The sequence below is a fragment of the Novosphingobium rhizosphaerae genome, assembly GCF_050920675.1.
Taxonomy (GTDB): domain Bacteria; phylum Pseudomonadota; class Alphaproteobacteria; order Sphingomonadales; family Sphingomonadaceae; genus Novosphingobium; species Novosphingobium rhizosphaerae.
Map to the genome: position 1 here is coordinate 119,212 of NZ_CP137861.1, position 25,326 is coordinate 144,537.

Annotated in this window: 23 protein-coding genes; 10 read left to right on the forward strand and 13 right to left on the reverse strand. The window is 65.5% G+C overall.

The window, feature by feature from the left end:
- Positions 1-8: 8 nt before the first annotated feature.
- Positions 9-1,466, reverse strand: coding sequence for a pyruvate kinase (gene pyk / locus R9J51_RS00565; RefSeq protein ID WP_168556439.1), 1,458 nt, complete (start codon positions 1,464-1,466; stop codon positions 9-11).
- 94 nt (positions 1,467-1,560) lie between these two features.
- Between pyk and R9J51_RS00570 the strand changes: the two genes are divergently transcribed.
- Both R9J51_RS00570 and R9J51_RS00575 read left to right on the forward strand, forming a co-directional pair.
- The gene (locus tag R9J51_RS00570) at positions 1,561-1,908 is read left to right on the forward strand and encodes a DUF1244 domain-containing protein (RefSeq protein WP_168556438.1); all 348 of its coding nucleotides are present in this window, start codon (positions 1,561-1,563) and stop codon (positions 1,906-1,908) included.
- Positions 1,909-2,038: 130 nt separating this feature from the next.
- Positions 2,039-2,275: a DUF2312 domain-containing protein gene (locus R9J51_RS00575; protein WP_022675853.1), complete on the forward strand. Its 237-nt coding sequence runs from the start codon at positions 2,039-2,041 to the stop codon at positions 2,273-2,275.
- Positions 2,276-2,338: 63 nt separating this feature from the next.
- Here the strand turns inward: R9J51_RS00575 and R9J51_RS00580 are convergent, their stop codons facing one another.
- Positions 2,339-3,034: a CPBP family glutamic-type intramembrane protease gene (locus R9J51_RS00580; protein WP_179505563.1), complete on the reverse strand. Its 696-nt coding sequence runs from the start codon at positions 3,032-3,034 to the stop codon at positions 2,339-2,341.
- A gap of 191 nt (positions 3,035-3,225) precedes the next feature.
- Here R9J51_RS00580 and R9J51_RS00585 point away from each other — a divergent pair, with 191 nt between their 5' ends.
- The 6 genes from R9J51_RS00585 (at position 3,226) to R9J51_RS00610 (ending at position 8,143) form a co-directional block, all read left to right on the forward strand.
- Entirely contained in the window at positions 3,226-3,969 is a 744-nt protein-coding gene (locus R9J51_RS00585) for a YebC/PmpR family DNA-binding transcriptional regulator (protein WP_168556436.1), read from the forward strand.
- A gap of 169 nt (positions 3,970-4,138) precedes the next feature.
- Complete coding sequence (ruvC, locus tag R9J51_RS00590) at positions 4,139-4,615, forward strand: crossover junction endodeoxyribonuclease RuvC (protein WP_168556435.1); 477 nt, start codon at positions 4,139-4,141, stop codon at positions 4,613-4,615.
- Between the two features lie 48 nt (positions 4,616-4,663).
- Positions 4,664-5,164: a nucleoside deaminase gene (locus tag R9J51_RS00595; protein WP_432787754.1), complete on the forward strand. Its 501-nt coding sequence runs from the start codon at positions 4,664-4,666 to the stop codon at positions 5,162-5,164.
- Positions 5,165-5,209: 45 nt separating this feature from the next.
- Positions 5,210-5,827, forward strand: coding sequence for a Holliday junction branch migration protein RuvA (ruvA, locus tag R9J51_RS00600; protein ID WP_179505564.1), 618 nt, complete (start codon positions 5,210-5,212; stop codon positions 5,825-5,827).
- A 49-nt stretch (positions 5,828-5,876) separates the two neighbouring features.
- The gene (ruvB, locus tag R9J51_RS00605) at positions 5,877-6,935 is read left to right on the forward strand and encodes a Holliday junction branch migration DNA helicase RuvB (RefSeq protein WP_179505565.1); all 1,059 of its coding nucleotides are present in this window, start codon (positions 5,877-5,879) and stop codon (positions 6,933-6,935) included.
- A gap of 1,127 nt (positions 6,936-8,062) precedes the next feature.
- Complete coding sequence (locus R9J51_RS00610; protein ID WP_246866155.1) at positions 8,063-8,143, forward strand: hypothetical protein; 81 nt, start codon at positions 8,063-8,065, stop codon at positions 8,141-8,143.
- A gap of 226 nt (positions 8,144-8,369) precedes the next feature.
- On the opposite strand, the gene acnA is transcribed toward R9J51_RS00610, so the two are convergent.
- Complete coding sequence (acnA, locus tag R9J51_RS00615; RefSeq protein WP_179505567.1) at positions 8,370-11,039, reverse strand: aconitate hydratase AcnA; 2,670 nt, start codon at positions 11,037-11,039, stop codon at positions 8,370-8,372.
- Between the two features lie 488 nt (positions 11,040-11,527).
- Here acnA and R9J51_RS00620 point away from each other — a divergent pair, with 488 nt between their 5' ends.
- Positions 11,528-11,893 carry a hypothetical protein gene (locus R9J51_RS00620; RefSeq protein WP_179505568.1) on the forward strand — a complete coding sequence of 122 codons (366 nt, stop codon included), beginning with the start codon at positions 11,528-11,530 and terminating at the stop codon, positions 11,891-11,893.
- Positions 11,894-11,996: 103 nt separating this feature from the next.
- Here the strand turns inward: R9J51_RS00620 and R9J51_RS00625 are convergent, their stop codons facing one another.
- On the reverse strand, positions 11,997-13,367 hold the full coding sequence (locus R9J51_RS00625) for an IS1380 family transposase (protein WP_066763960.1): 1,371 nt from the start codon (positions 13,365-13,367) through the stop codon (positions 11,997-11,999).
- 350 nt (positions 13,368-13,717) lie between these two features.
- Positions 13,718-14,629, reverse strand: a complete 912-nt coding sequence (locus R9J51_RS00630) for a DMT family transporter (protein WP_218843518.1) — start codon at positions 14,627-14,629, stop codon at positions 13,718-13,720.
- Positions 14,630-14,852: 223 nt separating this feature from the next.
- On the opposite strand from R9J51_RS00630, the gene R9J51_RS00635 reads away from it, so the two are divergent.
- On the forward strand, positions 14,853-16,361 hold the full coding sequence (locus R9J51_RS00635) for a L,D-transpeptidase family protein (protein ID WP_432787755.1): 1,509 nt from the start codon (positions 14,853-14,855) through the stop codon (positions 16,359-16,361).
- An 88-nt stretch (positions 16,362-16,449) separates the two neighbouring features.
- On the opposite strand, the gene R9J51_RS00640 is transcribed toward R9J51_RS00635, so the two are convergent.
- The 8 genes from R9J51_RS00640 to R9J51_RS00675 form a co-directional block, all read right to left on the reverse strand.
- The gene (locus tag R9J51_RS00640; protein ID WP_179505569.1) at positions 16,450-16,776 is read right to left on the reverse strand and encodes a DUF1905 domain-containing protein; all 327 of its coding nucleotides are present in this window, start codon (positions 16,774-16,776) and stop codon (positions 16,450-16,452) included.
- Between the two features lie 279 nt (positions 16,777-17,055).
- A complete protein-coding gene (locus R9J51_RS00645; RefSeq protein ID WP_066763960.1) occupies positions 17,056-18,426 on the reverse strand; it encodes an IS1380 family transposase in 1,371 nt (456 codons plus the stop codon).
- A gap of 340 nt (positions 18,427-18,766) precedes the next feature.
- Positions 18,767-19,870, reverse strand: a complete 1,104-nt coding sequence (locus R9J51_RS00650; RefSeq protein ID WP_179505570.1) for an XRE family transcriptional regulator — start codon at positions 19,868-19,870, stop codon at positions 18,767-18,769.
- A gap of 28 nt (positions 19,871-19,898) precedes the next feature.
- Positions 19,899-20,678, reverse strand: a complete 780-nt coding sequence (locus R9J51_RS00655; protein ID WP_179505571.1) for a hypothetical protein — start codon at positions 20,676-20,678, stop codon at positions 19,899-19,901.
- A gap of 292 nt (positions 20,679-20,970) precedes the next feature.
- The gene (locus R9J51_RS00660; protein ID WP_179505572.1) at positions 20,971-22,020 is read right to left on the reverse strand and encodes a winged helix DNA-binding protein; all 1,050 of its coding nucleotides are present in this window, start codon (positions 22,018-22,020) and stop codon (positions 20,971-20,973) included.
- Between the two features lie 100 nt (positions 22,021-22,120).
- On the reverse strand, positions 22,121-22,645 hold the full coding sequence (locus tag R9J51_RS00665; protein WP_179505573.1) for a L,D-transpeptidase family protein: 525 nt from the start codon (positions 22,643-22,645) through the stop codon (positions 22,121-22,123).
- Positions 22,646-22,676: 31 nt separating this feature from the next.
- Complete coding sequence (locus tag R9J51_RS00670; protein ID WP_168556425.1) at positions 22,677-23,966, reverse strand: adenylosuccinate synthase; 1,290 nt, start codon at positions 23,964-23,966, stop codon at positions 22,677-22,679.
- 153 nt (positions 23,967-24,119) lie between these two features.
- Complete coding sequence (locus R9J51_RS00675) at positions 24,120-25,244, reverse strand: ATP phosphoribosyltransferase regulatory subunit (RefSeq protein WP_169476636.1); 1,125 nt, start codon at positions 25,242-25,244, stop codon at positions 24,120-24,122.
- Positions 25,245-25,326 lie beyond the last annotated feature (82 nt).

The window sequence follows — 25,326 nt, forward strand, 5'->3', positions numbered from 1 at the left end:
GGTAGAGCTCAATCCCCCTGGTGGTGCTTGAGCTCGTCGCCCGTGAGCGTGACCACGTGGAGCAGGTTGGTGGCGCCCGGCGTGCCGAACGGCACCCCGGCCAGCGCAACCAGCTTGGACCCGGCGGTGCCGAAATCGTGGCGCAGCGCCATGCGCTTGCCCTTGGCGATCATTTCCTCGAAGCTGCCGATGTCCTTGGTGTTGACCGCGTGCGCGCCCCACAGCAGGCCGACCTTGCGCGCGGTCTTCTGGCTGGGCGTGAGCACCAGCATCGGCACGCCGGGGCGTTCGCGCGCCACGCGGCGGGCGGTGGAGCCCGAACCGGTGAACACGATGATGCCCGAGATCGGCAGGGTTTCCGCGATCGAGGCACAGGCCTGGGCCAGCGCATCGGCCGTGGTGGGATCGGGCAGGGTTTCGATGAAGTGGACGCGCGCGGCATAGCCGGGATCGCTTTCCACCTGCACCGCGATGCGGTTCATGATGCTCACCGCTTCTTCCGGCCAGGCGCCGGCGGCGGTTTCGGCCGACAGCATCACGGCGTCGGCGCCATCATAGACAGCGTTGGCCACGTCCGACACTTCGGCGCGGGTGGGCGTGGGCGTCTCGATCATCGATTCGAGCATCTGCGTGGCCACGACCACCGGCTTGCCCTGGCGGCGCGCGCTTTCGACGATGCGCTTCTGCAGCGGCGGCACTTCCTCGGGGTTGAGCTCCACGCCCAGGTCACCGCGGGCGACCATGATGCCGTCGGAGAGTTCGATGATCTCTTCCAGCCGCGAAATCGCCGCCGGCTTTTCGATCTTGGCCATCAGCGCGCCATAGCCGCCCATCAGGCGGCGGGCCTCGGCCACGTCCTCGGGACGCTGCACGAACGAGAGCGCGATCCAGTCCGCACCTTGTTCCACGGCAAAGGCCAGGTCGCGGCGGTCCTTCTCGGTAAGGGCGGGAACCGGCACCACGGCATCGGGCACGTTGACGCCCTTGCGGTCGGAAATCACGCCGCCCACTTCGGCCGAGCAGAGGATTTCGCTGTCGCTGGCGCGAATCACCCGCAGGCGCAGCTTGCCATCGTCGATCAGCAGGCGCTGGCCCTTTTGCAGGATGCCGAACAGTTCGGGATGGGGCAGGCAGACGCGGGTTTCATCGCCCGGTTCGGGGTTGCGATCGAGCGTGAAGTGGCCAGAATGGCGGATGACCGCACGGCCTTCCTTGAACGTGCCAACGCGCAGCTTGGGGCCCTGGAGATCGGCCAGCACCGTGATCGGGCGCTTCACCTTGGCTTCGAGCGCGCGGATATTGGCGATGGTTTCGGCATGGATGGCGTGCTCGCCATGGCTCATGTTGACGCGAAAGGCATCGGCGCCGGCACGAAACAGCTTTTCCAGCATTTCGGGCGAGCGGCTGGCCGGCCCCACCGTGGCGAGGATCTTGACCTTGCGTTCGCGCTTGTCAGGCTTGGCCATGGTGCAACAACTCCTCTTCCTATCAAACCTACGCAGGCTTTCAATCGCGCTGCCCTATGGCCTATGCTGTGGCAAAACCCAAGGGACGATAACCATGGATACGAATTCCCCCGCCGCGCAAAAGCCCCGTTCTGGTGCCGATCCGCTGGATAGCCTTGACGATGCGGTGGCTGCCGCCGCGTTCCGTCGCCTGGTGCGCCACTTGCGCCACCGCCACGACGCGCAGAACATCGAGCTCATGGGCCTTGCCGGCTTTTGCCGCAATTGCCTGGCAGACTGGATCGTCGACGCCGGCGCCCCGCTCGACAAGGCCGCGGCGCGCGAGGCGATCCACGGCCTGCCGGCCGATGAATGGAAAAGCCGCTACCAGACGCCCGCCACGCCCGAGCAACTGGCGCGGATGGAAGAAAGCATGAAACGCAACGCGCCTTCCCCCGCGTGATGATGCTGGCGAGAGCCGGTTCGGATCAATCTTTCCACAGGCACGGCTTTGCCAGGTTGGCCGCAGGCGGCTATTTGCCCGCGGCTGAAGGCCGCACCGGCCGCCCATAACCAGATTCGGAGCTTATCCCATGGCCGACGCCGCCGATGATCGCCTGCGCCTCTTGATCGAGCGCATCGAACGCCTGGAAGAAGAAAAGAAGGGCATCGGCGACGACATCAAGGATGTCTACAGCGAAGCCAAGTCCGCCGGCTATGACGCCAAGATCATGCGCCAGATCGTGCGCCTGCGGAAGATGAAGCCAGACGATCGCCGCGAGATGGAAGCGATCCTCGACGTGTACAAGAACGCGCTGGGCATCGACTGAGGCTTTCCGCCGCTCCCGCCGCATGACGGCGCCGGCCTGCCCGATGGGCGGGCCAAGGCGCCGTCAGCGCAGCAGAAAAGCGGCCGTCACTGCCACCAGATTGCCCAGGGCATGGGTCATCATCGCCGCGGGCAGGCTGATCCGCACGCGCACGAAGCCAAAGACCAGCCCCGCCCACAGTTGCGGCAGCACCATCGGCAGCAGCGCCGGCGTGATGCGCGGATAGTTGCCCAGGTGGAACAGCGCGAAAACCACTGCGTGAACCACGAACAGCGCGGGAAACGCCGCCGTAAACCAGCGCGGCGTTTCCCGCTTGCGCCAAGCGAGCCACAGCCCCCCTGCCCCGATCAAGGCCAGCGCCACGATCGCCCAGCCCAGCGGATGCGGCGCGCCATCGCGCATCGTCCACAGGCTGCCCCCGGCGATCACCAGGCCCGCCAGCAGCGCCAGGGCGCGCGGCCGGCCCGATAGCCAGCCGCGAAACACGCATTCCTCGGCCACCGGGGCCAGCAGCGTGACCATCGGCAGCAATAGCGCGGGCGGCATCTTGCCAAAGGCATCGGCCGTCGGCAGCCCTAGGCTGCGCTGCCACAGCCCGAGCAGCGGCAGCAGCACGACCAGCCCGGCGAGGTAGAGACCGGTCGCGCCCCGCCACAAGGCCCAGCTTTGCGCGGAAGCCAGCCCCATGGGGCGCGACCATCGCGGATGACGCAGGAATTCGAACAACGCCTGGGTGGCGGACAGGGAAAGGCGGACCATGGCACGTGGCTTACCGCAGCAGCGGTTAACACCATGTTTGCTGCGTGCCCCAAGGGCTGATGCCCCGTGCGCCAGGGGCCGGTTTGGCCGGGCAGTGCCAGCCCGCCTCTGCCGGATTGCCGTTTTGCCGCGCTTGGTCTAGGGGCCGTGGCAAACCCGCATTCCCACCATCAGCCGCAAGAAGCAGATCCATGGCAGGCCATTCCAAATTCAAGAACATCATGCATCGCAAGGGCGCGCAGGACAAGAAGCGCTCGGCAATGTTCTCCAAGCTCAGCCGCGAAATCACCGTCGCTGCCAAGATGGGCATGCCCGACCCGGACATGAACCCGCGCCTGCGCGCCGCGATCAACGCCGCCAAGGCGCAATCGATGCCTAAGGACAACATCCAGCGCGCGGTCGATAAGGCCAGCAAGGGCGATGGCGAGAACTATGAAGAAGTGCGCTACGAAGGCTATGGCCCGGGCGGCGTGGCGATCATCGTCGAAGCGCTGACCGACAACCGCAACCGCACCGCCACCAACGTGCGCACCGCCTTTGCCAAGAATGGCGGCAACCTGGGCGCTTCGGGCGCGGTGAGCCACGGCTTCGAGCGCCTGGGCCTGATCGAATATCCCGCCAGCGTGGGTGACGAGGAAAAGGTGCTGGAAGCGGCGATCGAAGCCGGCGCCGACGACGTGGAATCGGATGAAGACACGCACCAGATCTGGACCGCGATCGACAACCTCCACCCCGTTTCGCGCGAGCTGGAAAAGGCGCTCGGCGAAGCCGAAGCGGTGAAGCTGGCGTGGAAGCCCAATCTCAAGACCACGGTTTCGGCCGATGACGCCGCCACGCTGCTCAAGCTGATCGACGTGCTGGACGACGACGATGACGTGCAGACCGTGTGGGGCAACTATGAAATCCCCGACGACGTGATGGAAAAGCTGGGCTGATCGGGAAGCCTCTCCCTCGCAAGCGGGAGGCGCATCCTAAACTCCCCTCCCGCTTGCGGGAGGGGTTGGGGGAGGGCATGTTAGGTCCGCTCCGATTTCCGAGCAACAGCGGGACCCCGGATCAAGTCCGGGGTGACGAGAAAAGAAGCCCTCTCTTGACCATCGCTTCATGATCATTCTGGGCATCGATCCCGGCCTCACCTGCACCGGATGGGGCGTGGTGGCCAAGGCGGGAAGCCGGTTGAGCCATGTTGCCAACGGCCAGATCCGCACCGATGCCAAGGCCACCATGGCCCAGCGCCTGGTGGAACTTGATGCGGCGCTCACCGACGTGATCCTCACCCACCGTCCCGACGAAGGCGCGGTGGAGGAAGTCTTCGTCAACGTGAACCCGCAGTCCACGCTCAAGCTGGGCCAGGCGCGCGGCGTGGCCATGCTGAGCCTGGCGCGTTCGGGCATGCATGTGGCCGAATATCCCACCAAGGTGATCAAGAAGGCGCTGGTCGGCACCGGCGGCGCCGAAAAGCAGCAGATCCAGCACATGCTGAAAATCCTGCTGCCCGGCGTCAAGCTGGCGGGGGAAGACGCATCCGACGCGCTGGCCGTGGCAATCACCCACGCCAACATGCTGGGCAGCCACCGCTGAACCTTCCGGCTGGCGGGAACACGTGCCCGCCCGCCGCGTAGCAAGTTCATGAACATTGCCGCCACAGACGACGCCTGGATGGCCCGCGCCATTGCTCTTGCCATCCGCGAAAAGGGTGACGACCCGGCCAACACGCCGATCGCCGCTCTCGTGGTGCGCGCGGGCAAGCTGGTGGGCGCGGGCGTGAACCGCACGACGGAACATTGCGACGCCACGGCCCATGCCGAAGTGGAAGCGCTGCGCGCCGCCGGGCAGGAAGTGGGCGACATGAAAGTGGATGGCGCCACGCTTTATACCACGCTCCAGCCCTGCGGCATGTGCACGATGGCGGCCATCTGGGCGGGCATCAGCCGGATCGTCTATGGCGCGGGGCGCAGCCAGGTCCACGCCATGTATTTCGAAGACCGCCACCTATCGACGTTCGACTACATCCGCGATGCGTTCAAGGATGACCTGACGCTGGACGGGGGCGTGGCGGCCGAGGCTTGCGCCCGGCTCTATTACGGACCGCACGACGACGTGCCCGAGGATCAACAGGCCAATACCTGAACCCCGGTTGCGCGGCAAAAGGTTCCCTGCCATAGGGAACAAACCATGATCGCCAAATTGACCGGCATTCTCGACGACACCGGCCCGGATTGGGCCATCATCGACGTCAATGGCGTCGGGTACCTGGTACATTGCTCGGCCAAGACGCTCAGCCACCTGGGCGTGCGCGGCGATGGAATCGTGCTCCACACCGAAATGCAGGTGAGCGAAACCGACCAGCGCCTGATCGGCTTTGCCAGCGCGGGCGAGCGCGCGTGGTTCCGCCTGCTCACCGCGGTGCAGGGCGTGGGCTCGAAAGTGGCGCTGGCGATCCTTTCGGCGCTGTCGGTGGACGAATTGCAGCGCGCCTGTGCCGGGGGCGATGCCGCGATGGTGGCGCGCGCCAATGGCGTGGGGCCCAAGCTGGCCAGCCGCATCGTCAACGAATTGAAGGACAAGGCCGGGGGCCTGGCCGGTCTATCGGGCGGGCTGGGCGTGGCGGCAGAGGCCGATGTGCCCGTGCCCGCCGGTTCGGCCAGCGCCGACGCGATTTCCGCCTTGCAGAACCTGGGCTTCAAGCCCGCCGTGGCATCGAGCGCGGTGGCCTTTGCGATTCTGGACCTGGGCGAGGACGCAAGGCTGAACGACCTGGTGCGCGTGGCGCTCAAGCGGGCGACGGGGTGATGCCGGCCCTGCCCCGCCCCTTGCCCTCCCCGCTGTCAACGGCCCTCGCATGACCGACAACCCCCTGCTTTCCGCCCAGGCCCAGGCCGAAGACCTTGATGCTGCGCTGCGGCCCAAGACCCTGGCCGAATTCGTTGGCCAGGAAGCCGCGCGCGAGAATCTCAAGATCTTCATCGAAAGCGCCAAGCAGCGGCGCGAGGCGATGGACCATGTGCTGTTCTTCGGCCCGCCGGGCCTGGGCAAGACCACGCTGGCGCAAATCATCGCCCGCGAACTGGGGGTGAATTTCCGCGCCACGTCGGGCCCGGTGATTGCCAAGTCGGGCGATCTGGCCGCGCTGCTGACGAATCTGGAATCGGGCGATGTGCTGTTCATCGACGAAATCCACCGCCTCAATCCCGTGGTGGAGGAAGTGCTCTATCCCGCGATGGAAGACCGCGCGCTCGACCTGATCATCGGCGAAGGGCCCTCGGCCCGCTCCGTGCGGATCGACCTGCCGCCTTTCACCCTGATCGGCGCCACCACCCGCCAGGGCCTGTTGCAGACGCCGCTGCGCGATCGCTTCGGCATTCCGGTGCGCCTGCAGTTCTATACCGTGGCCGAACTGGAGCGGGTGGTGACACGCGGCGCCACGCTGATGGGCGTGGGCATCGATGCCCAGGGCGCGCGCGAGATTGCCCAGCGCGCGCGCGGCACCCCGCGCGTGGCCGGCCGCCTGCTGCGCCGGGTGCGCGATTTTGCGCAAGTGATGGGCGATGGCACGATCACCCGCACCCTGGCCGACGAGGCGCTGACCCGGCTGGAAGTCGATTCGCTGGGGCTCGACCTGCAGGATCGCCGCTACCTGATGATGATCGCCGATATCTACAAGGGCGGCCCGGTAGGCGTGGAAACGCTCGCTGCCGGCCTTTCGGAGCCGCGCGACACCATCGAGGAAGTGATCGAACCCTACCTAATCCAATTGGGCCTGGTGGCGCGCACCGCGCGCGGCCGCTGCCTGAACGACCGGGCCTGGCAGCATCTGGGAATCACCCCCCCGAGCGCGCAGATGCCAGCGCCGCTGCCAGGTGCCTTGCCCGGCCTGTTCGACGCCGACGGCGGCAAATAGCCCGGCAAGGCTGTCGGAATCGGCAACACTAGCGCGGCCAAAAGTTCCAGTTTGGGACAGAGTTAACGCCGAGACCCGAAATGCGACGAAATATGGCCACGATCCATGTCGATTTCAGGTTAACGCGATGGACGCTGCGGCTATGATCTGCGTTGTTCATGGGAGGGAAAGCCTGGCAGCACCCTGTTAAGCCGTTTCTGCTAGGCCGCCCTGGGGTTCAAGCGAAAGCAACAATCATGTCGGTTCGGATGGCATTGGCAAAACTGGCGGCCTGCGCAGCAGGTGGCGCGGTGCTGGGCGGCGGGGCGGTACACGTTTCCGAGGCGCCCTCTTCCGGTGAGATCCATCACGTCAAGCCGATCAAGATCAAGCAGGCCAAGCCGCGCCGCGTGGTGCACCGCGCCGCGCCCCGCGTGGTCCATCGCCAGCGCAAGATCGTGACCACCGCCACGACCAAGTCGTGCATTCCCGCCCAGCAATATGCCATGGCCCCGGTGCCCTACATGGCCCCCTTGCCGCCGCAGGCGCAAGGCGGCGGTGGCGGCGGCGTGCCGGTGGTGATCGGCGGCGGGCCGGTGGGCGGCTTTGGCGGCGGCTTCTTTGGCGGATTCTTCGGCGGCAGCGGCGGGGGCGGCGGCAGCGTGGTGGTTTCTTCCACCAGCACCGGTTCCTCCTCCACCTCGGGCGGCAGCACGTCCACCTCGGGCGGTTCGACCTCCACGTCTGGCGGGTCCACCTCGACTTCCAGCGGCAGCGTTTCCACCTCGAGCGGCAACGTCTCCACGTCGAGCGGTAGCGTCTCGACCTCGTCGGGCAACGTGAGCACGTCCTCGGGCAGCGTCAGCACCTCGTCCGGCAACGTTTCCACCAGTTCGTCGACATCCTCGGGCAACGTCTCCACCTCGTCCGGCAATGTCTCGACCAGTTCGTCCACGTCGACTTCCTCGGGGAACGTGTCGACCAGCTCGTCCACGTCCACCAGCAGCAGCACCTCGTCTTCGACGTCGAGCTCGACCAGTTCGTCCACCTCCTCCAGCACGTCGAGCAGCACGTCCTCCTCGTCGAGCGGGACGACATCGACCAGCAGCGGCACCACCAATGGCGGCACCGACGTGCCCGAGCCTTCGATGGTCCTGCTGTTTGGCACCGCCGCAGCGGCACTGGTGGCACGCCAGCGCTGGGGCCGGAGCCGCCGCAGGCCGGCTTGAGCATCCACGGTCAAGCCCGGTCCTGACGGGCTCCACGGAAGGGGCGGTCTTCGGGGGGAGGCCGCCCCTTTTCGTGGGCTGCTTCGGCACAGACGCCCCTCCGTCAGCCGCTGCGCGCCGCGCAGCGATGGGGTGGTAGGGGCCGATCCCCCTTCCCCGCACAAGAAAAAGGGCGGCTCCGGAGGGAGCCGCCCTTCTTGCGTTTGGCGATAAAGCCGCTGGCGGATCAGGCCGCCAGCTTGCGCAGCACGTAGTGCAGAATGCCGCCGTTGTTGAAGTATTCCAGCTCGTTGGCGGTATCGATGCGGCACAGCGCATCGAACGTGAACGTGCTGCCATCGGCGCGCGTGACCTTCACGGTCACGGTCTGGCGCGGCTGGAGATTGGCGACGCCTTCGATGGTGAACGCATCGTCGCCGGTCAGGCCCAGGGTCTGGCGGGTCTGGCCTTCCAGGAACTGGAGCGGCAGCACGCCCATGCCGACCAGGTTCGAACGGTGGATACGCTCGAAGCTTTCGACGATCACGGCGCGCACGCCGAGCAGGTTGGTGCCCTTGGCCGCCCAATCGCGCGAGGAGCCGGTGCCGTATTCCTTGCCGGCGATGACCACCATCGGCGTGCCATCGGCCTTGTACTTCTGCGCCACGTCATAGACCGCGCCCACTTCGTCGCCATAGCGCGAGAAGCCGCCTTCGGTGCCGGGGACCATTTCGTTCTTGATGCGGATATTGGCAAAAGTGCCGCGCATCATCACTTCGTGGTGGCCACGGCGCGCGCCGTAGGAGTTGAAGTCTGCCTTGGCGACCTGGTGTTCCTGCAGCCACTTGCCCGCCGGGCTGTCGGCCTTGATCGAGCCGGCCGGCGAGATGTGGTCGGTGGTGATCGAATCGCCCAGGATCAGCAGCGGCTTGGCGCCGACGATGTCGGACACCGGGGCCGGCGTCATGCTCATGCCTTCGAAGTACGGCGGATTGGCGACATAGGTCGATCCGGCGCGCCACGAATAGGTTTCCGAACCCGTGACGTTGATCGCCTGCCAGTGCTGGTCGCCCTTGTAGACGTCAGCATAGCGGGCCTGGAACATCTGGCGGTTCATCGCGCCGGCCATGACCGAAGCGACTTCGGCGTTGGTCGGCCAGATGTCCTTGAGATAGACCGCCGCGCCGTCCTTGCTCGTGCCGATCGGGGTGGTGGTGAAATCCTCGATCACCGTGCCCTTGAGCGCATAGGCGACAACCAGCGGCGGCGAAGCCAGGAAGTTGGCGCGCACGTCGGGGCTGACGCGGCCTTCGAAGTTGCGGTTGCCCGAGATCACCGAGGCGGCGACGATGCCATTCTCGTTGATCGCCTTGCTGATCGGCTCGGCCAGCGGGCCGGAGTTGCCGATGCAGGTGGTGCAGCCGTAACCCACCAGGTTGAACCCGATGTTGTCGAGGTGCGATTGCAGGCCGGCCTTGATCAGGTAATCGGTGACGACCTGCGAGCCGGGTGCCAGCGAGGTCTTGACCCAGGGCTTGGGCTTGAGGCCCAGTTCGTCGGCCTTCTTGGCGACGAGGCCGGCGGCGATCAGCACGCCGGGGTTCGACGTGTTGGTGCAGCTGGTGATGGCGGCGATCACCACGTCACCGTCGCCGATGTCATGGTCCTTGCCGTCGACGGCCACGCGCGACTGGGTCTTCTTGTAAAGGTCGCCGAGGTCCTTGTTGAACACGTCGTCCACGTCGGGAAGGTTGACCTTGTCCTGCGGGCGCTTGGGGCCGGCGAGCGAAGGCACGACGGTCGACAGGTCGAGTTCGAGGGTCGAGGTGAACACCGGCTCGACCGAGGGGTCGATCCAGAAGCCCTGCTCCTTGGCATAGGCTTCGACCAGGGCGATCTGGTCTTCCTCGCGCCCGGTCAGGCGCATGTAGTCCAGCGTCTTTTCGTCGATGCCGAAGAAGCCGCAGGTGGCGCCATATTCCGGCGCCATGTTGGCCAGCGTGGCGCGGTCGGCCAGGGTCAGGCCGGCAAGGCCGGGGCCGAAGTATTCCACGAAGCGGCCGACCACGCCATGCTTGCGCAGCATGTTGGTGGCGGTCAGCACGAGATCGGTGGCGGTCACGCCTTCCTGCAGCTGGCCGGTGAACTTGAAGCCCACCACTTCGGGGATGAGCATCGAGACCGGCTGGCCGAGCATGGCCGCTTCGGCTTCGATGCCGCCCACGCCCCAGCCCAGCACGCCCAGGCCGTTGACCATGGTGGTGTGGCTGTCAGTGCCGACGCAAGTGTCAGGGTAAGCCACCAGGTTGCCGTCCTGGTCTTCCGCGGTCCACACCGTCTGGGCGATGTGTTCCAGGTTCACCTGGTGGCAGATGCCGGTGCCCGGCGGCACGGCGTGGAAGTTCGACAGCGACTTGGAACCCCACTTGAGGAAGTCGTAGCGTTCGCCGTTGCGATAATATTCGATCTCGACGTTCTGTTCGAACGCCTTGGGGTGGCCGAATTCATCGACCATGACCGAGTGGTCGATCACCAGGTGCACGGGCACCAGCGGGTTGATCTTGCTGGTATCGCCGCCAAGCTTGGCAATGGCGTCGCGCATCGCGGCCAGATCGACCACGCAGGGCACGCCGGTGAAATCCTGGAGCAGCACGCGCGCGGGGCGGTACTGGATTTCGGCGCTGCTCGACGGGTTCTTCTGCCAATCGACCAGGGCCTTGACGTCGTCGGTCGAGACCGTGAAGCCGCCGTCTTCGAAACGGAGAAGGTTTTCCAGCAGCACCTTCATCGAGAAGGGCAACCGCGAGACATCGCCGAACTTTTCGGCGGCCTTCTTGAGGGAGTAATAGGCGACGTTCTTGCCGCCTACGGTAAGCGTGCTGCGCGTGCCGAGCGAGTCCTGTCCGACCTGGGTCATGGCTAAGCGAAATCCTCCTGCCGTTGGCGAGGGACCGCAGGGGCAAAGAACCGGTGCCTTTGCCGGGGGCCACGCCCATGTCCGGGGGCACCGATGGCCGAGCGGGCCTCTCGTGAACGGCGCCGCGATGCGCTGTATGGGCCGCCTCGTCAAGGGCGGGAAATCGCTAAATTTGCGCGATTTCGCTTATTGCGACGCAATAGCAGAAGTATTGTCTCACGCTGGGTGCAGTTGGTCGATTTGGGGTGGGTGTGGGTAAAGCGCGCCGCGAATCGGACGCCCGCGCTCGGATCGGGCGCGTTCCTGGAACTTGTTGAAGCGATACTTGAGCGCGGTCCAAGGCCGTGTAAACGCGGGCCAAGCCAAAAGATGATAACAAGCGCATTTTCGCCGTAGCCCTGTCACCGTAACGCCAAGTGCACTGTCACTGACACCCAACTTGCGGTGGGGAGTTGCAGTCCGGCGCCTTCCGCTACAGAATCACCGGCATGTTCAATTACTATCTGATCTCACCAAGTGAGCGGCCACAATCCGCCTCTGTCGCACGCCACCTCTGGGGTAACGACTGCGACTTCGATTCAGATGGAAATGATGATGATGCCCCCGTCGGTGGTTGGACGGAACTGACCGTTGCACTCCGCCCGCAATGTGAAGAGCGCGTCGATGTCGATCCGATCGACGACAACGAGCCGCTTGTGCTCGTAAGAATGGGCCGATCTTGCGAAGAAAGCCGCGCTGTTTCTCCAGCTACATTCCGGCGGAGAACTCAGCGAACAGGCGCCTCGCTAACCCGGCTTATTCATGAGCCCGCTGCACTGGGGCGTGCCGGGTTTGATGTGTCGGTGGCCGCGTGATCCGGGCGCGCGGTTTCGGCGGCGTTTTTCGCCGCAGCAAAACCGATGGCTTTTCGAGGTTGATGGGCGATGGCTCGGGCTTTGTGCGGCACAGCCGCGCTGGCTATGTCGGCGCTGGCCGGAGACTGGTGGCGATGGCTTTGAACACGCCGGCGTCGGGGCATGCTGACGCGAAGGCGACACGGATGCGCGAGGCGGTCTCGATGACGCGGGCGGCGACCTTGAGCAGCCGCAGGCGCAGCGTTGCGAACTCGGCAGTGGCCAGAGAGGTGGCCTTGGGGATGGCCTGCTGGACGCGCCACATCAGCCAGTAGGCGGCGGTATGCAGGATGAGGCGCATCTGGTTGGCATTGGCCGAGCGGCACGAGGTGCGATCGCTGGCCAACTGGGTCTTGTGGCGCTTGATCAGGTTTTCGGCTTGGCCGCGCGCGCAATAGAGCGTGTCGTAAATGTGCTCGGGCGAGCCTTCTGTCAGCGAGGTGACGACATAGCGGATGTCCATGCCCAGCGTGCTGGCCTCAATCCGGGCGACGACGCGGCGTTGGCTCTTCCAGCTTTTGGCGCCGTAGCGGGTCTCGACATAGTTGCGCAGGACCGGATGTTGGGCCTGGGCCCGCTTGACCGCGCAGGCATCGGCGACGGCAACGATGGCCGGATCGGCCCGCAGCGCGGCGTTGGTCGGCAAGCCGAACACGTAATCGACCCCGGCCGCCTCGCAGAACGCCATGATCTCGGGACGGGCGTAGTGCCCATCGCCGCGGATGGTGATGTGGGTATCGGGCCAGTGCTGGCGGATATGACGCACCAGGCGCCGGATGTGGCCGGCACCTTCGGCACCCGACGGCGTCTTGCCAGTGCGCAGCAGCATCGCCACCGGCCGCCCGCTCGCGGTATCGTACACATGGATCGGCAGGAAGCAGCGCTCACCGTGATGTCCGTTCCAGAACGAGAGCTGCTGATAGCCGTGCACGACATCACACGTGTCATCGATATCCAGCGTCACCGCCGCCGGTGGGGCCGGATAGCTGGCACAGTAAACGCCGATCATCGCGACCATCATCCGGGCCAGTTCACGCGTGGTCGGTGCATTCTCCCAGCGGCTCATCGTCGGTTGGCTGGCCAGCCCCGCGCCCGATCCCGGCAACTTGCCCAGCGCCAGGCGGAAGCCCGGATCGTCGCGCAGGGCATCGAGATCATCGGCGTCCTCATAGCCACACGTGATCGCGAACACACGGGCACGCAGAATGTCATCGAGGCGATGGATCACCCGCGTCGGGTCACGCGGATCGGCGATGCACGCAGCAAGCTGCCGGCAGATCCCCATCGCGCGCTCGGCCTGCGCCAGCAGCAGAACGCCGCCGTCAGAGGTCAGCCGGCCACCGTCGAACGCGGTTGTGACCTTCTTGCCGCCAACCGCTGGAAACGAAAATCCCGGTGCGCTATCATCGCTCCCGGCGGGTGTGGTCCGTGGCATAAATTGCCTCGCTGAAGGACTGGTCTAGACACCCATTTTCCTACTGCAAAGCAATCGCTTACGCCACTCCCGCCAACCCTCTCACCCGCCGCGGTGAATAAGACAGGCTAAAACTATATCGCCCCATAACTTTATGGGTTCACAGCCTAATGAAGTTTACGGGCACCTCTTACACGACCCGACGAAGGACGTGGACCTCATGGGCGAGATGAAGCGAGGGTTATTGGCGGCCTAACCGGTGGAAAGCAGCTTAGGCGAGCGGACGCATGCCAACGATCGCATAAGCACAGCATTGCCTGAACTGACTTCACTCCGTAGTGTTCGAATTACGGTGACAGGTGCGTAAACCCCTAAATCATCTCAGGTGGCGGATCGTCGCGCCGCGTCGCCAGCGCGCAGCCGGCGACGATCAGGGTGACACCCGCGATCGTGCCGCGTGTGACCGGCTCGGCGAAGGCCAGCCAGCCAACGATGGCGGCCCAGATGAAGGCGGTGTATTCCAGCGGGACCAGGACTTGCGCCTGGGCGCGGGCGTAGGCCCAGGCGAGCAGCATCATCGCCAGCGCGGCCAGCACGGCGCCGGCGAGGACCAGGCCCCACTCGCCCGGCGTGGGCCAGGGTGCCCAGACCACGGCCAGGGGCGCGAGCAGCAGGGCGATGACGATGCTTTGGTAGAATGCCACTTCCACCGGCGTGGCCAGTTGCGCCTGGCGTCGTTGCAACACCAGGGTGACGGCATACAGCACCGAGGAAGTGAGGATTTCCACCAGCCCGCGCCAGGCATCGGGGCCGGGGGCGGCGCCGAGCTGGTCGGCCGCGATCACGGCCACGCCGACCAGTGCGAGCAGCGAGCCGGTCACTGCGCGGCGACTGAGCTTTTCGCCCAGCGTCACTGCCGCCAGGTAAAGCGCGATGAGCGGCGCCACGAACGACAGGGCCATGCCTTGCGCCAGTGGCATTCGCACGACGCCATCGAAGAAAAGGATGGCCATGCCGGCCGACACCACCCCGCGCAGCACGTGCACTTTCAGGCTGGCGGCGGGCGGCAGGCGTCCGCCACGCAGCACCATCGTTTCGCGCAGCCACAAGGGCGCCATGACAAGCGCGCCGGCGGTGCTGCGCCAGAAGATCGCCGCAAAGGCGCCCAGCGCGAGCGAGGCGGCTTTCATCACCCCGTCCATCATGCTGAAACTGGCAAGGCCTGCCAGGGCGACAAGGATGGGCAGCAGCGGGCGCGGGGCAGGCACGTCTGAACCAGGCATGGCTGGGCCATAGCGCCGCCCTGCCGCACTGGCCATTGCAGATCGGGGCAAAATGCCGGAAACGATGCGGCGCCCCTTTCGTTTTCAATGAAAAGCGCCTTTGCCCATGTGCGGATTCAGCTTGGCGAAAGCCTCGCTGCTTGATTGGCAGGTAGGCATGGGGCAGTAGATGAACCGTGCACCACGTGCGTGCAACCGAATGGCAACAGGGAATTTCGAACCGATGACCCCCCGCAAGACCTGGCCGCAGCGCGGTTTCCGTGCGCGCCTTTCCGGCGCGACGACGCTGGCCATGGCTTCCATCGTTTCTGGCCTTGTTGCCGGATCAACGCTTGCCACCCCGGCCCTGGCCCGCACGCAGGACAGCAAGGGACCGGTGGACCTGACCGCCCAGGCCCAGCCCGCCACGCCGCAGACACCGCAGGCGCGCGCCAACTCCGGCCGGCCGGCAACGCCCGCCCAGGTGCCCCCTGCCCCCGCCACCAGCCCCGCCGTGCCCCCCGCACCGGGCGCTGCTGTCGCCGTGCCAACTCCGCCCCCGGCACTGCCCGAAGTGGAAGCGCCGCCGCCCGTGGCGGTGTGGACGCTGCAGGATGCCAAGGACCTGCTTTCGGCCATTCGCGGCATCGGCACCGAAGGGCTGTTCGCCCGCGATTACCAGCCCGCCGCCCTGGCCGCCGCGATTGCCAAGGGCGAAGGCGACGATCTGAACCAGCTCGCGAGCCGGCTGTTCGTGTGGCTGGCCGAAGACTTGCGCGACGGGCGCACGCCGATGACCGCGCGCGAGCAGTGGTTCGCGGTGGACCCGGACCAGGACCTGCACCCCAATTCCGCGCTGCTGGCCCAGGCCACCGAAAGCCACGACGTGAAAGGCACGCTGCGCGGCCTCTTGCCCACGCACCCCGATTACGCGCTGCTGCGCCAGTTGCTGCAGACCACCAAGGACCCGGCCAAGCTTGCCCTGGTGCGCGCCAACATGGACCGCTGGCGCTGGCTGGCGCGCGACCTTGGCCTGCAATACCTGATGATCAACGTGCCCGAGCAGATGCTGCGGCTGACGGTGAACAACCAGATCATCACCACCTATCGTGCCATCGTGGGCAAGCCGGGCAAGACCGCCACGCCGCAGCTGGCCGAAATGGTTGAGAACGTGGTGTTCAACCCCACGTGGACGGTGCCGCAGTCGATCGTGAAGGGCGAAGGCCTGGGCGCGGACCTGCTGGCTCACCCGGCCAAGGCCAAGCGCATGAACTATGCCGTCAAGCAGTTGTCCGACGGCACGATCCAGGTGGTGCAGCAGCCGGGCGAGAACAATTCGCTGGGCCGCGTGAAGCTCGACATGCCCAACGAGTTCGCCATCTATATCCACGACACGCCCAACCGGAACCTGTTCGCGCAGGAAAACCGCGCGCTGTCGCACGGTTGCATCCGCGCCGAACGCGCCACCGAACTGGCGATGACCATGGCCATCCTGGGCGCCGACCTGCCCAAGGAAACGGCGGTGGAATACAACCTTTCCGGCAAGTACACCAAGGTGCCGATGACCAAGCCGTTTCCGGTCTACATCACCTATTTCACCGTGGCGCGTGACGTGAACGGCACCATGCGCAGCTTTACCGATATCTATGGCCGCGATCCCAAGGTGCTCGCCAGCTTTGCCCAGCCGCGCCAGCTGCACACCACGCAGCGCAAGAGCAACGAAGCGGTGATCAAGCTGGACAACCCGCTGTAAGCCGCGAGCACGAAGACAGGGATTTCGAAGGGGCATGGCCCCCTTCACCGCATGACTCCGGCTGGGCGCGCAGGTTCGCGTGTGGCGATCAGGCGCGATCGTTTTTCGCAACGACCGCCAGCCTCACGGCAATCCGGTCGCCCAAGTCGATCCCCGTCGCCTTGCGCACTGCAACCTTGAGCGGCAGCAGATAACCTCCCTCCCGCGGGAACAGCGAGGTGGTGAAGGCAACATCCCCCACCCACACCGCGACCGGCACGACGCCCCAACCATAGCTCGCCTCCCGCGCCGCCACGCGCACCGGCATGACCGTCTCGTCCGGCAGGGCAACGAACACATAAGGCGCTGGCCCGCGCCAGGCGATCACTTCGCCGGTGAAGGTGATTTCGGCAAGCGGTGGGGATGGCGGTGGCATGGCGGCATTGACGCATGGGAAGGGCGATTTGGCAACGGGGTTCCCGCTCCTGCCGCCGTGCGCCGCCACCCACGACAGGCGGTTAGCAAAACTTTGGTGTGAAGGACCTAGCCCGGCTTATTCATGAGCCCGCTGCACTGGGGCGTGCCGGGTTTGATGTGTCGGTGGCCGCGTGATCCGGGCGCGCGGTTTCGGCGGCGTTTTTCGCCGCAGCAAAACCGATGGCTTTTCGAGGTTGATGGGCGATGGCTCGGGCTTTGTGCGGCACAGCCGCGCTGGCTATGTCGGCGCTGGCCGGAGACTGGTGGCGATGGCTTTGAACACGCCGGCGTCGGGGCATGCTGACGCGAAGGCGACACGGATGCGCGAGGCGGTCTCGATGACGCGGGCGGCGACCTTGAGCAGCCGCAGGCGCAGCGTTGCGAACTCGGCAGTGGCCAGAGAGGTGGCCTTGGGGATGGCCTGCTGGACGCGCCACATCAGCCAGTAGGCGGCGGTATGCAGGATGAGGCGCATCTGGTTGGCATTGGCCGAGCGGCACGAGGTGCGATCGCTGGCCAACTGGGTCTTGTGGCGCTTGATCAGGTTTTCGGCTTGGCCGCGCGCGCAATAGAGCGTGTCGTAAATGTGCTCGGGCGAGCCTTCTGTCAGCGAGGTGACGACATAGCGGATGTCCATGCCCAGCGTGCTGGCCTCAATCCGGGCGACGACGCGGCGTTGGCTCTTCCAGCTTTTGGCGCCGTAGCGGGTCTCGACATAGTTGCGCAGGACCGGATGTTGGGCCTGGGCCCGCTTGACCGCGCAGGCATCGGCGACGGCAACGATGGCCGGATCGGCCCGCAGCGCGGCGTTGGTCGGCAAGCCGAACACGTAATCGACCCCGGCCGCCTCGCAGAACGCCATGATCTCGGGACGGGCGTAGTGCCCATCGCCGCGGATGGTGATGTGGGTATCGGGCCAGTGCTGGCGGATATGACGCACCAGGCGCCGGATGTGGCCGGCACCTTCGGCACCCGACGGCGTCTTGCCAGTGCGCAGCAGCATCGCCACCGGCCGCCCGCTCGCGGTATCGTACACATGGATCGGCAGGAAGCAGCGCTCACCGTGATGTCCGTTCCAGAACGAGAGCTGCTGATAGCCGTGCACGACATCACACGTGTCATCGATATCCAGCGTCACCGCCGCCGGTGGGGCCGGATAGCTGGCACAGTAAACGCCGATCATCGCGACCATCATCCGGGCCAGTTCACGCGTGGTCGGTGCATTCTCCCAGCGGCTCATCGTCGGTTGGCTGGCCAGCCCCGCGCCCGATCCCGGCAACTTGCCCAGCGCCAGGCGGAAGCCCGGATCGTCGCGCAGGGCATCGAGATCATCGGCGTCCTCATAGCCACACGTGATCGCGAACACACGGGCACGCAGAATGTCATCGAGGCGATGGATCACCCGCGTCGGGTCACGCGGATCGGCGATGCACGCAGCAAGCTGCCGGCAGATCCCCATCGCGCGCTCGGCCTGCGCCAGCAGCAGAACGCCGCCGTCAGAGGTCAGCCGGCCACCGTCGAACGCGGTTGTGACCTTCTTGCCGCCAACCGCTGGAAACGAAAATCCCGGTGCGCTATCATCGCTCCCGGCGGGTGTGGTCCGTGGCATAAATTGCCTCGCTGAAGGACTGGTCTAGACACCCATTTTCCTACTGCAAAGCAATCGCTTACGCCACTCCCGCCAACCCTCTCACCCGCCGCGGTGAATAAGACAGGCTAGATTGGGACTTATCTGGTTTACTATTTGACGCGTCGACGGAAGAGATTTGCAGCAGCAGACGTCCAGTGCTTTCCCAACCGGCAATCCGAGTGCGACTGAAAATGGGCCGAAGCCGGTCTGGCGGCTTCTGAAAGGCTGTGCCGTTAAAGTAGGCGTTGACTTAGCAGGTTAGGCAGGATCCGATTTTGACCTAGCGGAGTGGCAATTTTCGAACAGAGCGTCTCAAATTTCAGCGCCGCATGATCGAGACCACATTAGTTGAATCCGATCCTGACCCTTCCGGCAAACCAAGACCTGCAACGCTTTCGAACATGTCGTCCTCAAAGCCGGCGTCGGCAGCGATCCGACGCACGGCGCCGGGATAGGCGTGCTCCAGCGCTGCTATCGCCGACGATAGCAGCTCGGGCTCCTCTGCCACGATAACATCGTCATACCGTTCGAACTTGCGCTGGCCAGTCTTGCTCAGGTGAATGTAGCCGGTCCGATACTGATCCGCGGTCAATATCTTCAGATCATAAGCACGCCGAAGGATCGCTGATGCCGACACTTTCCAGCGAAGTTTCATTTCGAAGATAGCGGTCCAGTTCAGCATGCGGCTGTGGGGGAATTCGTGGATGAACGCCGAACGAGGCAGGAGAAAAGCGCTGGCAAAGCGATTGGCTTGATCTTCGGTGACCTTGTCACCAGTCACTATACCCTTGTGCATCACCAAGTGCCCGCACTCGTGGGCCAGATCGAAGCGCAGTCGGCATGCGGCTGGCTTGGCCTCGCTCCGAATGATCATGGGCCGCGGCCGATCAATGGATAGCGCGTCAACACGCTCCGACACTCCGCCGAAGAAGCTCACCACGGCCCCGGCATTTTCGACAACGCGCATCATATTAGATATCGGGCCAGTACCCAACATCCACTGCTCGCGCGCTTGTTCGGCAGCGTCTTCGATATCGGCCGTGGACTTCACCGGAATGTCGGGGAATGACACTTTAGGCAGTTCCAACGCTCGGTCCAGACGGTCGACGAATCCATCGAGGAGCGTCCCACGCGCCAGTACCTGACTGACAACAGATACCGGCGTCGTTCTTTGCTTTCGGAAATGACACTGCTCGGCAGAGACCCCGCCCCGCGCCGACAACGTGAAGAAACGGACCGTCACTCCCAAGGCGGCCGCAAGCGCCTCCACCATCTCCTCGGTCGGCAGTTTTATACCCTGCTCAAGCTGGTTGAGATATTGCCGCGTCGCGCTGACACGGTTGCCCAGCTCGTCGAGCGTGAACCCCTTTGCCACGCGCGCGAGTCGCAGGCGCTCGCCATCGAAGACTTGCGTTCCGACCATGGATCTCTTCCGATCAACCGTTCCAGCGTCAGACGCCCGCGCTGTCTTCCGCGATGTCGTCGTCGGTACGCAGACCAACGCTCGGGGGCGCGAGCTCGACACTCTCCGTCGCCGCACGACCGACCGATCCGACGAAGCCAGACAAGCCATCTAGCGGCACATCCCAAATCAGCACGGCAGACTCGCCACGCAGGCCGACAAACTTCACCGCGAGCACGCTACCGTCTATGTCGGTCTCAACCGCAAACCGGTATGCCAAGTCGCGGCCCTCATCATGCTCGTGGAACAGGATTTCGAGTTGGCGCCGTTCGCCGAAACTCTGCTTCAGCGTCCGATCAGTCGGCTCCTCGGCATCGCCCCTGTAAATCCGCACGGGCACGTCGCCGATCTTGAAGATTAGTTGGAGCGTCCGATCAATCGCGGTCAGCCAGACAAGCTCGCCGCTGTCGATCGCCTGTAGCACACGATGCCGACAAAACTGGAAGGCACGGCACCCATGAGTCCAGCCATTGTCCCCGGCCTCTTCATCGTATCGCTCGAGCGCGGCGTGACGACCATCGACCAGCATCGCAGCGACAATCTTAAGCCGCTCCTCGGTGAGGTCCGGGTGATACTCCCACGGATAAATCTTTGCCACTAACGTACCCCATCCTGCTCGCGCTGGCGGCACAATGGGCTTTTTTTTATTTTTGTCAACCGTTGGGTTTTTTGTAAACCAGATCATAGGCACGGTTACGACCGTCACATCAGGAGGGCCATGTGCTTCATCTGCATAGCGATGACCGCGTTTGTTGTCGCGCGAGATCACGCTGAATGACAGGGATTGGGGCGTCTTTTTGACGACCCGCTACAGGGCATTCCATTGGCAGCTTCCGTCAGGAGCTGACGTTCGAGTTGGCCGATCTGAACGACCGGCTCTGCTCGGGAGCCTCCATCACCATCTCCAGTATGGGATGACTGCCACCTAAAGGCGGAAGCCCTGACGCCGCAAGTGCGTTAGCTGCGAAGTCACGGCAGAACAGCGCGCCGCCGTTAAGCGCAGCGCTCTATCTCGCACCACCCCCAACCCCTTCCTCTAAAGAGGAGGGGGCCTTTTGCTTTTATACCATGGCGTTGGCGCTGGAGCCCAGTTCGGCGAAGTAGCGGGCCATGGCGTCGGCGGCTTTGTCAGTGAGGGTGATGAAAGCGCGGCGGCGGTCGGTTTCGTCGTCCACGCGCTGGAGCAGGCCGGCGTCGGTCATCTGGCCGATCCAGCGCAGGGCCGTCGTGGGCGGTACGCCCGAGGCGATGCACAGCGAGGTGACCGAGACGCGCACGTGTTCGACGCGGGCGGCGGTGAGATCAAGCAGCATGTCCCACGCCGGATCGGCGAACAGATCGCCTTCGAAGAAGCGGGCGCGCAGCTGGCGCTGGCGGATGATCTTGCGCACCAGGCGCGGATCGGGAAGCGGCGGGCGCGCGGTGCGCACCAGGCGATCGGTGCCTTCGTCGAGCTTGGCCGGGCCGGCTTCGCCACTTTCACCGTTGAAGCGGAACGCCGAGGCGCTTTCTGCATCGACATTGTTGCCCGACGAAAGCTGTTCCAGGCGCGCGGCGATATTGGTGACCTGCTCGGTCAGGCGCAGCAGGGTGAGGCGGTCTTCCTCCCCCAGTTCGCGCACGCGGTTGCCGGTGCGGGCCAGCACGCGGCCCATGGCGATCACCCGTTCGGCCCGGCTGGGCGTGACGAGAATCTGCGCTTCGGACTGGTCGAGACAGCCATAGACATCGTCGAGCGAGCCGATGCTGGTGGATACCACCAGTTGCGAGCCGCTTTGCGCGGCGCGGCTGTCCAGGCGCGAAAGCGCCGCCAGTTCCAGCCCGTCGATCACCGGGCAATCGACCAGCACGACATCGCCCAGCGCAGGCGAGGCGGCATCGGCCACCAGCCGTTCCAGATCGCTGGTCTGCGCCACCCGCAGGCCGGCAGCGGCGGCATCCTCTGCCATTTCGGCGCGCAGATAGCCGCGATCGGCGAAGATCGAAACCGCCAAGGGATTGATCCCGCGCCCTTCCTGGCCCCAACCGAGCGGGCGTTCCTGCACCCGGTCGTTTGCTGCCCCGCCATCGCCAGGAAGCCCATAATCGAAACGCGCTGCCGATTGCCCCATGTTTGCCCCCACTCCGTAAAACCGCGTATACGAACATCTGCGGAACAAAGCGGGATCAGGTCAACGCCAGATACCTCGGTTTTGGATCAAGCTGCGCGCCTCACGGCAGCACGTCGATGGGTGTTCCGTCGCCCACGCGCTGCCAGATTTCCTCGATTTCGGAGTTGGTGAGCGCGATACAGCCTTCGGTCCAGTCCCCCGGTGCCCGCGCCGGCCCCATGAAATTGGGCTGGCCATGGAGGAAAATGTCGCCGCCCGGCGGCTTTCCCGCCGCCTGGGCAAAGGCCCGATCCGCCGCGTCGGGATAGGAGATGTGCAGCGAGAGGTGATAGGCGCTGTTCGGATTGCCGCGATCGATGGTGTAATGGCCTTCGGGCGTGCGGCCATCGCCCTGGAAATGCTTGGGCCCGATCGGGTTGGGGCCAAGCTGGATGCCGGTGAACACGCGCAAGGGCTGGTCGTTTTCATCGAGCAGGACCAGGCGCCGGGCCGCCTTTTCCACGCGCACCCGCGCCACCTCCCCCGCATCCTGGGCGCGGGCCGGCGCGCGAAACAACAGCGGCGGCAAGGCCCACAGGCCTGCCGCCGCCAACAATCCGATCAGCAGGACAAGAGGGCGGCGCATGGGCGCCATCCTATCGCCGCGTTTCGGGCGATCAATCCACGAAGGGATCGCGCACGAGGATGGTGTCTTCACGCTCGGGCGACGTGCTGACCAGCGCAACGGGCGTTTCGATCAGTTCCTGCACGCGCTGGATGTACTTGATCGCCTGGGCGGGCAGATCGGCCCACGAGCGCGCACCGGCGGTGGTGCCGTGCCAGCCGTCCATTTCCTCGTAGATCGGCTCGACATTGGCCTGGTCGGCAGCATGGCTGGGGAAATAGTCCAGCACTTTGCCGTTGAGGCGATAGCCGATGCAGATCTTCACCTTGTCGAAGCCATCGAGCACGTCGAGCTTGGTCAGCGCGATGCCGGTAACGCCGGAAATGGCGCAGGACTGGCGGGTGAGCACGGCGTCGAACCAGCCACAGCGGCGCTTGCGGCCAGTGACGGTGCCGAATTCATGGCCGCGTTCGCCCAGGCGCTGGCCCACGTCATCGGCCAGTTCGGTGGGGAACGGGCCGGAGCCGACGCGGGTGGTATAGGCCTTGACGATACCCAGCACGAAGCCGGTGGCCGCCGGGCCGAGGCCCGAACCCGAAGCCGCCGTGCCCGACACGGTGTTGGACGAAGTGACGAACGGATACGTGCCGTGGTCCACATCGAGCAGCACGCCCTGCGCGCCTTCGAACAGGATGCGCGCGCCGGCCTTGCGCACGGCATTCAGGCGCTTCCACACCGGCTGGGCGAATTGCAGCACATAGGGCGCGATCGCCTTGAGCTCTTCGAGCAGGGCGGCGCGATCGACCGGCGGCTGGCCAAAGCCGGCGCGCAGGGCATCGTGATGGGCGCAGAGCCGGTCGAGCTGCGCATCGAGCGCGTCGAGGTGCGCCAGGTCGCACACGCGGATGGCGCGGCGGCCGACCTTGTCTTCATAGGCCGGGCCGATGCCGCGCCCGGTGGTGCCGATCTTGCCGGCGCCGGCCGCCGCCTCACGCAAGCCATCGAGATCGCGGTGCAGCGGCAGGATCAGCGGGCAATTGTCGGCAATGGCGAAATTGTCGGCGTTGATTTCCACGCCCTGCGCGGTCAGCTTTTCGATCTCGGCCTTGAGCGCCCAGGGATCGAGCACCACACCATTGCCGATGATCGACAGCGTGCCGGTGACGATGCCCGAGGGCAGCAGCGAAAGCTTGTAGACCTGTTCACCCACCACCAGCGTGTGGCCGGCGTTGTGCCCGCCCTGGAAGCGCACGACGGCGTCAGCCCGGCTGGCCAGCCAATCGACGATCTTGCCTTTGCCTTCATCGCCCCATTGGGCGCCGATCACGGTTACATTTGCCACAGATACACTCCTCCACCTGCCAGGTGGACCCGAACAGCGCCCTTCGACAGGACTCGGCGCAGCGGGTGGGTTGGGCGCGTAGACGCGCAAGGATGTGTGCGGGTGGCGCCCTAGTGGCACCGCCCCGCGCGAGTCAAGAGCAGGGCAGCCGCTTTACAGCGCCTGGGGCCCTTGCGAGCCAAGCACATGGGTACAGCCAAGCGACACCGCCTCGTCCGCCTCGCTCAACGCCGCCACCGTGCGCCAGCCGATGGCGCGCAGCCGGTCGGCGGCAGCGCGATCGTGGCCCAGCGGCAGGAACAGCTTGTCGGCCGGGGGTTCGGCACTGGCGATCAGGTCGATCAGGGCATCGGGATAGAGCGAGAAGCCGGTGGCCACTTCCCCTTCCCCCCCATCCGGCGCGGCGATGCGATACGTGCCGCCCCGGCCCAACGCGCCGCGCACGCCATCGGCATAGAGCACGAAACCGAACCACGACTGATATTCGAAGCCATGCCGTTCCGAGGGATCGAGCGTGAGGCGCGCGCGACCATCCAGGCGCAGGGCAATTTCGCGCAGGGCGGCGATGCGCCCGGCCAGCGCCCCACCGGCATCGATGGCAGCCAGTTTCTCGATCGCAGTGTCGAAATCGCCGGTTGCGTAGAGTAGCGGCACATAGGCCTCGCCACCCGCCTCCACCAGGCCGCCGGCATCCTTGGTATCGAGTTCACGGCGCACGGCGTCGATCTGACCGGGCCCGAGCGGCAGGGCCTTTTCCGCCAGGGTATCGACCAGGTCGGGCAGGGTGAAATCGACGCTGACACCCTTGGCCCCGGCCGCCTGGAGCGCCTCGATCGCCACGGCAACCACTTCGGCGGCGGCGGCGACATTGTCGGCCCCGATCAGTTCGGCGCCGCACTGCAGCTTTTCGCGCGCGGGATCGAGCCCGGCGCCCTTGATCGTCACCACCTGCCCGGCATAGCACAGGCGCAACGGACGCGGCGCGGCGGCCAGGCGCGTGCCGGCGATGCGGCCGATCTGGGGCGTGATGTCGCTGCGCAGGGCCATCATCCGCAAGCTTTGCGGATCGACGAAACGGAACATGCGGCGCGAACTGATCCCGGCCATGCGGCTGGCCAGCGAGCGCTCGAACTCGATCATCGGGGGAAGCACACGGTCATAGCCGTGGCCTTCCATCACGCCGTGGATGGTGCGCATCACGCGCGTGGCGGCCGCCGCGCCACGCGGCAGGCGGTCTTCGAGGCCTTCTGGCAGGAGATCGGGATCGCTGGTGTCCATGGCCCGCGCCTTTAGCGGCATTGGCCCTTGGCGGGTAGGGAAAAAGCCACGCGCAAATCCACGGCGATGCCGGCCGCCGTTG